This window comes from Paenibacillus nuruki (genome assembly GCF_001721045.1).
Classification (GTDB): domain Bacteria; phylum Bacillota; class Bacilli; order Paenibacillales; family Paenibacillaceae; genus Saccharibacillus; species Saccharibacillus nuruki.
On record NZ_MDER01000030.1, the window covers coordinates 1 to 15,565 of the forward strand.

13 protein-coding genes are annotated in these 15,565 nt (G+C 38.6%); 5 read left to right on the plus strand and 8 right to left on the minus strand.

Annotated elements, in window-relative coordinates; all coding sequences use genetic code 11:
* Nucleotides 1–294 precede the first annotated feature (294 nt).
* From PTI45_RS04575 to dnaA, 8 genes are all read right to left on the minus strand, one after another.
* Nucleotides 295–1,401, minus strand: a complete 1,107-nt coding sequence (locus tag PTI45_RS04575; RefSeq protein ID WP_069326370.1) for an HD-GYP domain-containing protein — start codon at nt 1,399–1,401, stop codon at nt 295–297.
* A gap of 242 nt (nt 1,402–1,643) precedes the next feature.
* A complete protein-coding gene (gene gyrA / locus PTI45_RS04580; RefSeq protein WP_069326371.1) occupies nt 1,644–4,193 on the minus strand; it encodes a DNA gyrase subunit A in 2,550 nt (849 codons plus the stop codon).
* A gap of 314 nt (nt 4,194–4,507) precedes the next feature.
* Nucleotides 4,508–6,427 (minus strand): DNA topoisomerase (ATP-hydrolyzing) subunit B, encoded by a 1,920-nt coding sequence (gyrB, locus tag PTI45_RS04585; protein WP_069326372.1) that lies wholly within the window; start codon nt 6,425–6,427, stop codon nt 4,508–4,510.
* Between the two features lie 52 nt (nt 6,428–6,479).
* Nucleotides 6,480–6,731 carry an extracellular matrix regulator RemB gene (gene remB / locus PTI45_RS04590; RefSeq protein WP_069326373.1) on the minus strand — a complete coding sequence of 84 codons (252 nt, stop codon included), beginning with the start codon at nt 6,729–6,731 and terminating at the stop codon, nt 6,480–6,482.
* A gap of 15 nt (nt 6,732–6,746) precedes the next feature.
* The gene (gene recF / locus PTI45_RS04595) at nt 6,747–7,859 is read right to left on the minus strand and encodes a DNA replication/repair protein RecF (RefSeq protein WP_069326374.1); all 1,113 of its coding nucleotides are present in this window, start codon (nt 7,857–7,859) and stop codon (nt 6,747–6,749) included.
* Between the two features lie 17 nt (nt 7,860–7,876).
* Complete coding sequence (gene yaaA / locus PTI45_RS04600; RefSeq protein ID WP_069326375.1) at nt 7,877–8,095, minus strand: S4 domain-containing protein YaaA; 219 nt, start codon at nt 8,093–8,095, stop codon at nt 7,877–7,879.
* A 149-nt stretch (nt 8,096–8,244) separates the two neighbouring features.
* Nucleotides 8,245–9,387, minus strand: a complete 1,143-nt coding sequence (dnaN, locus tag PTI45_RS04605) for a DNA polymerase III subunit beta (protein ID WP_069326376.1) — start codon at nt 9,385–9,387, stop codon at nt 8,245–8,247.
* 209 nt (nt 9,388–9,596) lie between these two features.
* A complete protein-coding gene (gene dnaA / locus PTI45_RS04610; protein ID WP_069326377.1) occupies nt 9,597–10,949 on the minus strand; it encodes a chromosomal replication initiator protein DnaA in 1,353 nt (450 codons plus the stop codon).
* A gap of 664 nt (nt 10,950–11,613) precedes the next feature.
* Here dnaA and rpmH point away from each other — a divergent pair.
* The 5 genes from rpmH to mnmE all read left to right on the plus strand — a co-directional run bounded on the left by rpmH (nt 11,614) and on the right by mnmE (nt 15,494).
* Nucleotides 11,614–11,748: a 50S ribosomal protein L34 gene (gene rpmH, locus PTI45_RS04615; protein WP_069326378.1), complete on the plus strand. Its 135-nt coding sequence runs from the start codon at nt 11,614–11,616 to the stop codon at nt 11,746–11,748.
* 121 nt (nt 11,749–11,869) lie between these two features.
* Nucleotides 11,870–12,220 (plus strand): ribonuclease P protein component, encoded by a 351-nt coding sequence (gene rnpA, locus PTI45_RS04620; protein ID WP_069326379.1) that lies wholly within the window; start codon nt 11,870–11,872, stop codon nt 12,218–12,220.
* A 76-nt stretch (nt 12,221–12,296) separates the two neighbouring features.
* Nucleotides 12,297–13,160, plus strand: coding sequence for a YidC/Oxa1 family membrane protein insertase (locus PTI45_RS04625; RefSeq protein ID WP_069326380.1), 864 nt, complete (start codon nt 12,297–12,299; stop codon nt 13,158–13,160).
* A 114-nt stretch (nt 13,161–13,274) separates the two neighbouring features.
* Nucleotides 13,275–14,006 (plus strand): RNA-binding cell elongation regulator Jag/EloR, encoded by a 732-nt coding sequence (gene jag / locus PTI45_RS04630; RefSeq protein ID WP_069326381.1) that lies wholly within the window; start codon nt 13,275–13,277, stop codon nt 14,004–14,006.
* A gap of 111 nt (nt 14,007–14,117) precedes the next feature.
* On the plus strand, nt 14,118–15,494 hold the full coding sequence (mnmE, locus tag PTI45_RS04635) for a tRNA uridine-5-carboxymethylaminomethyl(34) synthesis GTPase MnmE (RefSeq protein WP_069326382.1): 1,377 nt from the start codon (nt 14,118–14,120) through the stop codon (nt 15,492–15,494).
* Nucleotides 15,495–15,565: the final 71 nt, after the last annotated feature.

The following is a 15,565-nucleotide window of genomic DNA, read 5'->3' on the forward strand; positions in this document are numbered from 1 at the left end:
TTCAAGTTGTTTTCGTATGATGTTTTGTGGATGTTGTCGTTCGTTCGTGACAACTTTTATAATATATCATGTATCGAGTTAGATAGTCAACACTTTTTTTGAGAATATATTTTTATTATTAAACTACTTTGATTAGTGCATCTTTTCTTTCTATATTATCGTTTCCTTCTATATAGAAAGAAAAGAGTAAATCATTTGCTCTTTATAGTAACAAGCAATAGATCTACTCTCTATATTCATTCATGTATCTTCTATATAACCTACTTTCTATAGATAGCAAAGAACGAATAAATCTTAACTTTTTTGCAATACTTCTTTTCGTTTAATAATCTCTTGTATAAACAGTTGATGATTTTCTATCAGATTATAGATCGTACCATCTACTGAGACTAGCGGACGTGTGGGATATGAGCGATCAGAGAAAATGATTTCTCCTATTAGGCCATTACTTAGACGAACCATTGTTCCATTATGGAACTGTGTGACTTTGCTAATAAAGGTAGTTACGATTTTAGGATCTAATTTGCCAAAAGCTTCTGAATCGATCTGCTCAAGTACTAGATAAGGAGATTGTGCCTGGCTATATGTTTTGGAAAGCGTCATTGCATGAAAGATATCAGCGACACCAACGATTTTGGCATAGATATGAATCTGGTCAGCTTGTAGACGAAGCGGATACCCTGAACCGTCCACTTTCTCATGATGTTGTAGTGCTGCCAAACGTACGCCTTCACTAATCCCTTTAACGTTCTTGAGTAGCTCATAACCATACATGGTATGTCGACGTATTTCTTCGACTTCTGATGCTGTTAGCTTTGAAGGCTTTTGTAGAATATCCAAATCGATCTTGGCATTACCGATATCATGAAAAAGTCCTGCAAAAGCGACTTGCATCCCTTCATTTACAGGAAGCCCTAACCAATGAGCTATCTTATAAGAAGTGAGTCCGGTTAATACAGCATTATGATACCAATAATCTTGCTTGTTTATACTTTTAGGGTAGAAAGTGAGGATATTGTATTCTCTTGAATATTGTAGTAACTTCTCCATTTGGATGCGTAATTCCAAGACAGGGATTTCAGTAACTGCGACATTACGAAATACATTTTTTAATAATGTAATCATCTTCTCATAATCTTTTTCAAAAGATAATACTTTTTGTATCGCTTTAACTTTTGCGCCAATCTCATTTAGAGCATTAGATTCTACAGGAGGAGCACTTAATTCTTCTTTAGGACTTTTACCGTTATTAATTTCTTCTATTAAAAAAGCACGTAAAATTTCTATATCTTTGGGCATGACTGTTTTGCCTTTAGGAAAAAGCAAATTACCTTGAGTTGTGAATACATCGTGTGTAATTCGGACTCCTGGTGTTACATCATCAATTAATATCGCTGCCATTGGATTAACCTCACTCTATTTTAAAATACTAAAAACCTTTAGATTGCATTATGAATAATTCGCTAGTTCTAAAAAGTTATGTATAAAATAGGGACTAAAGACTTGATTACTTAGACTTATTATATGCGGTATTTGTCATTTCTTCAATCTAATTTAGTAAACTTCTTAACTATTTTTAAATAAAAAAAGAGAACTTTCTTTAGATAGAAAGTTCTCTCTTTATTTTGAATATTTAAAATATATTATTCCGCTTCTTCTGTATGATCTGTCGATGTTTCTGATTTGTCCAGTTGTTGCACAGACTCTTGCTCTTCTGTACTACCTATTGCATCTTCAGCAAATACATCATCATCCGGTGAGTCGTCGTCTTCATTCTTATCTGTACGACAAATCGTAGCTACAGAATCTTCATCACGAATATGAATCAATTTCACACCCTGTGTGTTACGTCCCATGGTAGAAATACCTTCAATATCCATACGAATCAATGTTCCGCTTGTTGTGATAATCATCAGATCTTCTTCGTCTTTAACAACTTTAAGACCTGCTAACTTACCATTCTTATCGGTGACGTTCATCGTTTTGATTCCTTTACCACCACGTGTCTGAATACGATAATCAGAACCTGGCGTACGTTTACCGTAACCTTTGGATGTTACAATTAATACTTTCTGATCATCATCCACGATATCCATACCGATCACTGCATCGCCTTCATCCAAGGTGATTCCTTTTACCCCTGTAGCGCTACGTCCCATCGGACGAACATTGCCTTCAGAGAAACGAATCGACATACCATAAGATGTACCCATGATAATCTCTTGTTTGCCATCTGTTAATTTAACTTCAATCAGCTCATCATCTTCACGCATATTGATTGCGATCAGACCGCCTTTACGAATATTGGTATAATCGTCCAGACGTGTTTTCTTCACGACACCTTGTTTGGTTGCAAAGAATAGATGCTGATCTCCTTCAAATTGCTCTACAGAGATTACGGCATTTACCGATTCGCCTTGTTCGATTTGAATAAGGTTGATCACCGGTGTTCCACGAGCAGTACGGCCCAATTCAGGAATCTCATAGGCTTTGATGCGGTATACTTTACCTTTGTCTGTAAAGAATAACAAATGATTATGAGAATTGGTTACAAAGAGATGCTGCACAAAGTCAGTATCTTTCATATCCATCCCAATAACACCACGTCCACCACGTTTTTGACTACGGAATGTAGTGACTGGTGAGCGTTTGATATACCCTGTATGAGTTACTGTAACAATAACTTCTTCTTTAGGGATCAAATCTTCATCCAGAATACTTTCTTCGCCAACTGTGATTTCTGTACGGCGCTCATCACCAAAACGTTCTTTGATTTCATTAAGCTCTGTACTGATAATTTCAAGAACAAGATCTTCATTTGCCAAAATTTCGCGGTATTCAGCGATTTTGACTAATAATTCATTGTATTCGTTCTCGATCTTCTCACGCTCTAATCCTGTTAAACGTTGCAAACGCATATCCATAATCGCTTGTGCTTGTTCCAGACTCAGAGAAAAACGCTCAATAAGGCTTTCACGAGCCACATCACTGGTATTGGATGCACGAATCATACGAATAACTTCATCCAGATTATCTAAAGCTATACGCAAACCATCTAAAATATGAGCGCGTGCTTCTGCTTTTTTGAGATCATACTGTGTACGACGACGAATAACCTCGATCTGATGCTGAATGTAATGATGTAATACTTCGCGTAAAGTTAGCAATTTAGGTTCATTGTTAACGATAGCTAGCATGTTCACACCAAATGTAGATTGCATCGCTGTATGTTTGTACAAGTTATTTAGAACAACACTTGGATTCACATCACGGCGTAATTCAATAACGACACGCATACCGTTACGGTCAGACTCATCACGTAGATCGGTAATGCCTTCGATTCTTTTTTCGCGTACCAATTCAGCAATTTTCTCAACTAGACGAGCTTTGTTGACCTGATAAGGCAGTTCATTAACAACAATACGAGCTTTGTTGTTATTTTCTTCGATCGTTGCTTTGGCACGCATCGTTACTGATCCGCGACCAGTTTGATAGGCTTGACGAATACCCGAACGTCCTAAGATATAACCGGATGTTGGGAAATCAGGGCCTTGAATATAATCCATCAGTTCCATCGAAGTAATCTCTGGATTCTGGATCATAGCTTGTACACCATCAATAACTTCGCTTAAATTATGCGGAGGAATATTGGTAGCCATACCTACAGCAATACCAGATACACCGTTCACTAATAAGTTAGGGTAACGAGCAGGTAGTACAATCGGTTCTTTTTCTTCACCATCATAGTTAGGTGCAAAGTCGATCGTTTCTTTGTTGATATCACGTAACATTTCCATAGCAATTTTGGATAAACGTGCTTCGGTATAACGCATTGCTGCTGCCATATCGCCATCGATCGATCCAAAGTTACCATGACCATCTATCAACATATAGCGCATAGAGAAATCCTGCGCCATCCGTACCATTGTTTCGTATACAGCCGAATCACCATGCGGGTGATACTTACCAATAACTTCACCGACGATTCTTGCTGATTTCTTGTACGGTTTATCTGGAGCCATACCAAGCTCTGACATGGCAAATAATATACGCCGATGCACAGGTTTCAAACCGTCACGTACATCAGGCAAAGCCCGGCTCACAATGATGCTCATTGCATAATCCATAAAGGAATCACGCATTTCTACACCAATGTCCCGATCTTTAATTTGCGAAATCTTTTCTTCCGCCATGTTAAGCTTAACCTCCCTTATTGCAGCCTTCGTTTTGCTTGCACAAATGCTTGCTTATACAATGTATAAAATAAGTTGCTTGTCGCCAGAATATGGTTAAAAGTTGCTACTCTGTACTGTGTTGTCCGCTCTAGCTATGCTTACGACTACATCACTTTATTATACCATTTTTCTTGAATAATGTCCTGTATTTCATCATGATTTTCAAAGCTTTTGTAAATATAGTTGCTACAAAAATAAAAGAGCATCTGTATACAACAAGATGCTCTTTATCTACTGCATATTTATATCGTTACATTGATAAATAATAGGAATTAAACATCAAGATTGGTCACGTATTTAGCATGTTCTTGAATAAAGTCACGACGCGGTTCTACGTTATCACCCATCAACGTATCAAAAATCGTATCTGCCAAAATCGCATCAGGAATACTGACTTGTAACATAATACGACTTTCAGGGTCCATCGTTGTTTCCCAAAGTTGAGTTGCATTCATCTCACCCAAACCTTTGTAACGTTGAACATTGAACTTAGCATTTTCGCCAAAACCAGCAATGATCTGATCGCGCTCTTTTTCAGAGTTAGCATAGACCGCTGTTTTGTTGCGTTCTACTTTGAATAAAGGCGGTTGTGCAATATAGATATAGCCCGCTTCTAGAAGCTGACGCATATAACGATAAAAGAAAGTCAACAATAGTGTACGAATATGAGCACCATCGACATCAGCATCAGTCATAATAATGACTTTGTGATAACGTGCTTTGGAAAGATCAAATTCTTCACCAATCCCTGTACCTAGAGCTGTAATAATCGCTCTAATCTCGGCATTACCTAGAATACGATCCAAACGTGCTTTTTCAACGTTTAGAATTTTACCACGCAATGGCAAAATCGCTTGGAAGTGACGATCACGTCCTTGCTTCGCTGATCCACCAGCAGAGTCACCTTCGACAATGTACAATTCGCTGATCGAAGCGTCTTTGGAAGAGCAGTCTGCCAGCTTACCAGGCAAAGCACTGACTTCTAGTACACTTTTACGGCGAGTCAATTCACGCGCTTTACGAGCAGCTTCACGTGCTCTAGACGCTTGTAAAGACTTTTCAAGTACACGACGAGCAACCGCAGGATTTTCGTTCATAAACTCTTGTAGCTTCTCTGAGAAAAGAGATTCAACAATACCACGAACTTCACTGTTTCCTAGCTTGGTCTTCGTCTGTCCTTCGAATTGAGGCTCAGGGATTTTGACAGAAATAATCGCTGTCAGTCCTTCACGCACATCTTCACCTGTCAGATTACCGTTGTTGTCTTTGAGCAATCCGTTACGACGAGCATAATCATTAATAATACGTGTTAGTGCACTCTTAAATCCAGATTCATGAGTACCACCTTCATGCGTGTTAATGTTATTAGCAAAAGAATAAATATTTTCTGCATAGCTCTCGTTATATTGCAAAGCCACTTCAACTTGAATCATGTCACGTGAACCTTCAACATAGATCGGTTGTTCATTCAGTACTTCACGATTTTTGTTCAAATATTGAACGTACTCGATAATACCGCCTTCGTATTTAAAGGTGTTGGTTACACCTGTCCGTTCATCTGTAATCGTCATTGCTATTCCTTTGTTCAGGAAAGCTAATTCACGAATTCTACCAAGCAATGTGTCGTAATCAAATACCGTTGTTTCTGTAAAGATTTGAGAATCAGGTTTGAAAGTAACCGTTGTACCTGTATCTTCATCTGCTCCCATTTCTCCGATGACTTTGATATCATACTGAGGAGCTCCGCGCATATATTCTTGTTGATGAATTTGACCTTCGGTTTTGACAACCACTTTTACATGTTCAGACAATGCGTTTACAACAGAGATACCTACACCATGCAGACCGCCTGATACTTTATATCCTCCACCGCCAAATTTACCACCAGCATGTAGAACAGTCATAACAACTTCTAGTGCAGAACGTTGCGTCTTCGCTTCGATCCCTACAGGAATTCCACGTCCATTATCGACAACAGTTACACTATTGTTTTCGTGAATAGTCACTTCAATATGGTCACAATGACCTGCAAGTGCTTCATCGATACTGTTATCTACGACTTCCCAAACCAAGTGATGAAGACCCTTAGAGCTTGTGGATCCAATGTACATACCCGGACGCTTGCGAACCGCTTCTAGTCCTTCAAGTACCTGTATCTGGCTCGCATCATAAGCCGGTTGATTCATAGACATGCGATTTTCACCTACTTCTATAATTTCAGGCAGTTATATCCCATAACTGCGTTCATGCATTAACAAAAAAACTATTTGCTCGCTTTTTGAGCGTCGAGGAAGAGATAGGGGAGTAGTACACTTTGTTTTTAGTGACTACGATCGATTTGGGTTCTTCTTCACCAATCGATTCTACTTTTTTATTTTCAAGAGCATTATTTACAAATTGCTTAGAAATTTTGGAAGACTTTTCGATCGATATATCAAAAATCGCGACAAGCTCCGAGGAACGGATAATCTTCTCGCCGCCCAAGTGAATATACATAGTCTGTAGTCCTCCCTACTTCTCAACGTGTCCTTGATGGACATGGAAAATCTGAGCTTCTTTAAGACGCTCTGTATTTAAACTTTCGATTCCGGTCGCTGTAATAAATGTCTGCACTTTACCTTGAAATGTCTCAATCAGTTGCGTCTGACGATAAGGATCAAGTTCAGATAGTACATCATCCAGCAGAAGAATAGGGTATTCTCCAATTTCTTCACGTATCAGTTCAATCTCTGCTAGTTTCAATGACAGGGCGGTTGTACGCTGTTGTCCCTGAGAACCAAAAACAGCTGCTTCATTGCCATTGATATGAAAAGTTAAATCGTCACGATGTGGACCTGCAAGGGTTGCTCCACGACGATATTCCTGTTCTTTCACTTGTGATAATTTTACCATAAATTGCTCAAATAAGACAGCTTCATCTTCCTCATCTGCGGTTCCGAACGATGGGACATAAGAAAGAACCAAATTCTCTTTGCCACCAGTTATCCCCATGTGGATAGTTTCTGCCCAACCTTGAAGCTTGTGGATAAAGTGTTTTCGTTTTTTGATAATTTTGACTCCATGTTCAACCAGTTGTTCATTCCAGATATCGAGCATGGTTGAATCTTTAGAGCCTGAACTCCATGCTTGTTTTAAATAATTATTACGCTGTATTAAAATTTTCTGGTATTGCTGTAAATGAAAAAGGTAACTGGGTTGTACTTGACCAATCTCCATATCTAAAAAACGGCGCCGCACTCCAGGAGATCCTTTAACAATCTCCAAATCTTCAGGTGCAAACATAACCGCATTGATCGTCCCTACAAACTCACTTAATTTGCGTTGTTCCAGACCGTTGATTTTAGCACGTTTGCCTTTACTCGTAAAGTTTAACTCTAGCTTTACTTTGCCATATTTTTTTTCAGCTTCACACGTAATTCGAGCTTGCTCTGCGTGAAAAGCAATCAGTTCTTTATCTTTATTGGTTCGGTGAGATTTAGAAAGTGCCAAAACGAAAAGAGCTTCGATCAAATTTGTTTTTCCTTGAGCATTTTGCCCGATAAACAAATTGACCGCAGCGAAGGAATCCAGTTGGAGATGATCATAATTGCGATAATTTTGCAGACTGACTTGGTTAATAAACATGGATGAGGTCCTCCAGATTATTGTTCACTGTGTACTTTGTATGAACCTTCTCCCTGTACCTGAATTTCATCTCCAGGATACAATTTACGACCACGACGTTCTTCTAATTCTCCGTTGACTTGTACCATTTGCTCTTGTAAAAGGGCTTTGGCACTTCCTCCTGTGGATATACAACCTGCTAATTTTAAAAATTGATCCAGCTTAATATATTCTGTTGATATTGTTATATTTTCCATGTGAAAAGTATCGTCCTTTCGTGTAGCAACATAGGTTGTGGATATGAATAGCCAGGTATTTATCAACGGTTCTCATGATGTGAACAGATCAGGAACTTGTTGCAAAATACCTGGCTATTTTATTTAATCCTTTATTTTGAGCTATTGGATTAGTTGGTTGTACGGTAAGGCAAAATAATATACAGGCTACGGCTATCATCTTGTGGCTTGATGATGATCGGGCTCATTACCCCTGTAAATTGAATCGCTAATTGTTCACTTTCGATCACTTTTAGCACATCCAACATATATTTGGAGTTGAACGAAATACGTAAAGGTTCCCCTTCAAAACGAGAAACTTCAAGTTGCTCGGTTACTTTACCTAACTCAGAAGAGCTAGAAGAAATTTCAACGGCTCCATTGTCCAATGTTTGCATACGCACAATATTGGTTTTTTCTTCGCGAGATAACAAATAAGCACGATCAATTGAATCTGCTAATTTTTTGGTATCAATTACGATTTCTGTTTTGAAATTGGTCGGAATGATTTTGGACGTATCAGGATACGTACCGTCGAGTATACGGGAATAGAAAAGAACACGATCAATTTTAAATAATACCTGATTATCCGCGACAACGATATCTAATAATGTGTTTTGGTCAGGAATAATTTTGCTGAGTTCGTTTAACGTTTTACCTGCAATAACGACATTGCTAAAACGCACTCCTGTATCTTCGCTCATGTGAACGGTACGACTTGCTAACCGATGGCGGTCAGTAGCAACGAATTTAAGTTCACTTTCGTTCAAATTCCAAAGTACCCCTGTCAAAATAGGCGTAGTTTCTTGTGTGGAAATAGAAAAAGCCGTTTGCTTGATCATATTTTTGAGCAGATCGCCCGGGATTGAGATTTGTTGATTTTCTTCGATGCTTGGCAAAACAGGGAATTCTTCTGGATCAAGACCTACCAGTTGGATATCTGTAGCACCTGAACGAATAAACGTTTGGAAACCATCACGAACTTCCATTTCGATTTCAGAAGAAGGTAGTTTTTTGATAATTTCAACGAAAAATTTAGCAGGTAAAACAACGCTGCCTGCACGATCGATTTGGACGATTGTTTTGTCATTGTCTTCAGCAGGAATAAACGATTGGATCGAAATATCTGTATCGCTGGCCGTTAAAGTTACACCTGTATACGAAACATCAAATTTGATGCCTGTCAAAATAGGGATTGTTGTACGGCTAGAAATAGCTTTGGAAACATGTTGTATCGATTCATTCAAATAACTTTTGGAAATTTGGATCTTCATGGTTTCACTCCTAATCAGCAAGGTTCATCTTTATCACAAATGTGTTAAGTCATTTGATGAATTTCAGAATGTGTTTTTATAAGAAGAATATATATAAATCTTTATAGTAATCGTAGTAGGGGCAGTGGATATGTGGATAACCCCCTCAAACCCACGTGTAAGTAAGCCTATCCACATGTGTATAGATTGTGTATAGGCTTGTGACTTATTCAGGATGGATTTTTAATCTTTTCCGTTAAGTTATTCACAACTTTGAATAACTCCTGATCAATCTTAAGCGTTCTTGAAATTTTCTCATGAGCATGGATAACAGTCGTATGATCTCGTCCTCCGAAAGCTTCTCCAATCTTCGGCAAAGAATAATCTGTTAATTCCCGTGACAAATACATTGCAATTTGACGTGGATACGCCACCGCTTTGGTTCTTTTACGCGCTTTAAAATCTTCCATTTTCAAATTATAAAATTCGCCAACTTTTTGTTGAATATCCTGAATCGTAATCATTCGTGGACGGCTGGACGGAATAATATCTTTGAGTGCTTCAGCAGCAAGATGAGAAGTTACATCTTGGTTGGTTAACGACGAATAAGCCACAACACGAATCAAAGCGCCTTCTAGTTCACGAATATTCGTATCGATCTGGTTAGCAATATAGACCATGGCTTCGTTGGGAATATCTAAATTCTCCGCTTTCGCTTTTTTCCGCAAAATAGCGATGCGTGTTTCCAGATCTGGAGGCTGAATATCAGTAATCAATCCCCATTCAAACCGCGAACGAAGTCTTTCTTCAAGCGTTGGAATCTCTTTTGGCGGGCGATCACTAGAAATAATGATCTGCTTGCGTTCTTCATGTAATGCATTAAACGTATGGAAAAACTCTTCTTGCGTCTGTTCTTTGCCCGCTAAAAATTGAATATCATCAATCAATAAAATATCAATATTACGGTACTTGTTACGGAAACTTTCCCCGCGGTTGTCACGAATAGCGTTAATAAACTCGTTTGTAAATTTTTCGGAAGAAATGTATACCACTTTGCTATTTGGATTATGTTCCAAAATATAATGTCCGATGGCGTGCATAAGATGAGTTTTGCCCAGTCCTACACCACCGTATAAAAATAATGGATTATATGCTTTAGCTGGTGCTTCCGCTACTGCTAATGAAGCAGCATGCGCAAATCGATTGCCAGCGCCAATAACAAATGTATCAAACGTATATTTGGTATTGAGCATATTAGCAAGTGGTTCTTCTCGCATCGAAATAGCGGGTTGCGATTGAGTCTGTGCAGGTAAAAGCGATTCTTCAGGAAGTGCTTCTTCGATCACAAACTTAACGTCTACTTGTCTTCCCAAAAATTCAAAAACGGTCGAACTTACCAATTTGGTATACCGGCTTTCAAGCCATTCTACAGCAAAAGTGGTTGGTGCTGAAATTACAATAGAGTTCTCGGTAAAAGTCAGCGCTTTGGTTGCTTTGAACCAAGTGTCAAAGCTAGGCTTGCTCAGCTTTGTTTGAATAATGGATAATATTTGCTGCCATAATTCGGAAGTATGGCTGTCCACAGACTGTCACTCCTTTTAAACTTCCAATGTGTGGCTGAAGCCATGCGCGGATATCGGAAATATTGAAAATGATAATTATGATGAATGGCGTAGAATTATCCCCAGAATACCAGAAGGTGGATAAACTAAAAAAAGGATAAGAAGAAATTGTTCACAACTTTATCCACAGGCTGTTGATAATTTTTAGGTTAGAATAATCTATTCACAGTCAAAAACAATATAATAATACCAAAAAGAACCCTTTATTTCAACGAAAACCGATAATTTATCCACAAATTCAATCTGTTGTGTACAAAACTTATGCACACCACTAGATATTGTTTATAAATTGTTCGGAACAAACTTTTTGCTTGTGGAAGAATTTTTGAATTATACACAGGCAGTTTTTTAGAAAGTGTATAACTGTGGAAAAAAGAGGATCTATTTTAACCTGTGGATAAACGTAAAAAGGAATGATTTTTTGAACAGAAAGTAATGTGCGTGGACGATAAAAATAAACAGTGATAGCTCCCTCTTTATACATAGAAGTACCAACTGCAAAATGTAATAAATGAAATTTCATTGACTTATATAGACATTTCGTGTTTAAATGTATAAGGGAATTTTTATGTGAATAGAACCAATTAAATATGGAATATAGATTTCCTGCAAGGAGGTGCACAATATGAGACCAACATTCAGACCTAACGTAAGAAAACGTAGTAAAGTACACGGATTCCGTAAAAGAATGAGTACTAAAAATGGCCGTAAAGTGCTGGCGGCTCGTCGCCTTAAAGGCAGAAAAGTCCTAAGCGCGTAAATTACTTTAAGACCACTGCGGTGGTCTTTTTTTCTTTACACTAAAAAATACTAAAAAATTTTATATTTTACTATATAGAAGAAGTCCACTATCTTGTTTTTGAAATTAAGGGGAAATTACGGTGCAAAAAAAGCTGCGTTTACGAAACCGAGCAGATTTCAGCCGTGTATACCGTCATGGTCGTTCTTTTGCAAATCATCAATTTGTGGTGTACTGGTTTCACAAAAAAGATATTGAGCAATTTCGGATGGGTGTATCTGTCAGTAAAAAGGTAGGGAATGCAGTGGTTCGTAATCGGATGCGTCGTATGGTGAAGGAAATTGTACGTCATCATGCTGCTGAGATTGTACCGCAGATCGATATGGTATTTATCGTACGTAAAGGTGCGCTTTCTCTACAATATAAGGAGCTTGAAAAAAGTATCCTTCATGTCCTACGTAAATCTTCTTTAATTAAGCGTTCACAACGGTAGTGCTATCAGTTTATTTGTGTTGCTAAATATGGTATGATTTGCAGGGAAATGGAATGGCTAAGAGAGGGGTTTTGAAGTGTCGTTATTGAAGATTCGCAGAGGAAGATGGATGCTCCTCATAGCTGCCGGATTGATGATGGCTATTTTAGCAGGTTGTACACCGACTAATATGGCAACGCATTCGACAGAGGATTTACAGAACGGAGGTTGGTGGCAACGTTACGTCGTGTACTGGTTTGCCTACGCTTTAGACACATTCGCTGATTGGTTTGGCGGGGAATATGGTCTGGCGGTTTTGGTTCTGGTGCTTATCGTACGTACATTGATTTTGCCATTGACGTTAAAACAAGTCAAAAGTTCTAAAGCAATGCAAGCAATTCAACCGCAATTACAGAAATTGCGCGAAGAATACAAAGATGATCCACAAAGACAACAAGCTGAAACGATGAAGTTGTTCCAAGAAAATCAGGTTAACCCGGCTGCCGGTTGTTTACCATTGATTATTCAGATGCCTGTTTTTATCGCTTTGTATAATGCGATCATTTATAACACAGGGCTTCGTGAGCACACGTTTTTATGGTTACAATTAGGTGAACCGGATAAATGGTTTATTTTGCCGGTTATCGCTGCAATCACCACATTCCTTCAAACTAAAATGATGATGAGTATGAACCCGGCGCAAATGCAGGGTCCTATGAAAATTATGATGTATATGTATCCAATCATCATTTTCGTCATGTCTTATCAATTCCCAGCAGCACTTCCGCTATACTGGGTATACAGTAACATCTACACGATCGTACAGAACTATTTCTTGTATCGCAACAAAAATACAGTGGTTACAGATCTTGGTGCAGTTACAGATACAACAAGTGCTGCTCGCAAAATTGCTAACAACAAAGCTCGTAACAAGAAAAAAGCGAAAAAGAAACGTCGTTAAGAAATACAATTGGAGCGCTGTTCCCCGGGGCAGCGTTCTAAATATACAATCAACTACTACGGTTGATCTATGATCTTACACTCTGAGCACCACAAGGGAGGGCCCAATTTCGAAATGACCACAGTCATTACGTCTGGAAAAACCATTGATGATGCTATAGCAGAAGGGCTTACCCGTTTAAATACGAGTAAGGAACATGTGCAAGTGCAAATATTGCAACAGCCGTCAAAAGGATTCCTGGGTCTATTTGGTGCAAAACCTGCCAAAGTAGAATTGACACTGTTGTCTCAGCCGACTGTGCATATTCCTTCTAGCTCTGCTGTCCCTGTCTCCTTGGAAGATCGTTCTACTGCATCTCCATCAACTACAGAGATAGCAGACAAGGAAGGCAGTGCATCCACTTATTCTCATGATGAAGCGATACAGTTCGTCAAAGAAGTCGGTCAAAGTATAGGTCTTGAATTGGAAGTCGATATTAAGCGTAACCGTGATGGGTATACCATGAACATCTCGGGTAGTGATCTAGGATTATTGATTGGTCGCCGTGGTCAAACACTGGATGCTCTTCAATATCTGGTGAATATTGTAGCCAATCGTTACTCAGACAAATATGTACGCATTTTGTTGGATGCTGAAAATTTCCGCGAACGTCGCCGGAAAACATTAGAAGATTTAGCAGATCGTTTAGCAGGTAGAGTGATCCGTAGTGGTAAAGAAGTGGTACTGGAACCTATGTCTTCGCAAGAACGCAAAGTGATTCATGCCAAACTTCAAAACCATGCTCGCGTGAAAACGATCAGTAAAGGCGAAGAACCTAATCGCCGTGTAGTGATTACACTTCGATAATGAGTACACGTCATGCAATGATTTTTTGCCTTCGGGCAGAAGATCATTGCTTTTTATTTAGTTACAAGTATGTTCATTCATGATCTTCAAGAAAGAAGGGGAATCTTTATTATGATAAGTGATACTATTGCTGCTATATCTACTGCTGTCGGAGAAGCCGGGATAGCAGTTATTCGTGTCAGCGGACCACAGTCGATTACGGAAGTAGATCAACTTTTTCGAGGTAAACAATCATTAGTGGATGCGGATAGTCATACTGTGCATTATGGTTATATTATTGATCCAGATTCAGGCGAAAAGATGGAAGAAGTATTAGTAACAATTATGCGTGCCCCTCGTTCATTTACAACCGAAGATGTAGTAGAGATTAGTTCTCATGGTGGAGTGGTATCTGTACGTCGCCTGATGGAACTATTATTACAACAACAGATTCGGATTGCAGAACCAGGCGAATTTACCAAACGTGCTTTTTTAAATGGACGGATCGATTTGTCGCAAGCAGAAGGTGTTATTGATTTGATTCGTTCGAAGTCAGATAAGGCTTTCTCGGTTGCACTGCGTCAGGTGGAAGGGAAGTTGTCACGTCAAATTAAGCCATTGCAACAAATATTGATTGAAATGGTCGCTCATATTGAAGTGAATATCGATTATCCTGAACATGATGTAGAATCGGTAACTTCTGATTTTATTAAGCAAAAATCATTAGAAGTGATGAATGGCATTGATGAATTATTACGCACTGCCAATGAAGGCAAGATTCTACGTGAAGGAATCACTACTGCGATTGTAGGGCGTCCGAATGTAGGTAAATCTTCGCTTTTGAATACGTTAGCGCAAGACAACCGTGCGATCGTTACAGATATTCCAGGCACGACTCGCGATGTAATCGAAGAATTTGTGACGATCAATAATATTCCTTTGAAATTATTAGATACAGCAGGTATTCGAGAAACGATTGATGTCGTGGAAAAAATCGGGGTTGAACGTTCACGTACAGCTGTAAATGATGCCGATCTTATCTTGTTGGTGCTTAATCATAATGAAGCTTTACATGAAGATGAAATTCAATTACTGGAACAGATTAAAGATCGCCAAGTGATTATTATTGTAAATAAAATGGATTTGTATCGCCAATTGGATCTTGTGAAGTTGGAAGAGTATTTCCCAAAAGAAAGTATTGTTACGATGTCTGTTAAAGATCAAAAAGGGATCGATAAATTGGAAGAAGCGATTTCGAATTTATTTTTTGGTGGTAAATTAGAGTCGGCTGATCTGACGTATGTAAGTAATGTTCGTCATATTGCATTGTTGAAGCAAGCGAAGCGTTCATTACAAGATGCTTATCAAGCTTCTGATGACATGATACCAATCGATTTGATTCAGATTGATGTTCGTCTAGCATGGGAGCAATTAGGTGAAATTATTGGGGATTCCGCTCCAGATTCATTAATTGATCAAATTTTCTCTCAATTTTGTCTGGGAAAATAAGTTGTTATACTGCGGTTTGAAAAATAAACATTTAAAAATTGCGTTAAATTTGCAATTTTATCACATGAGTA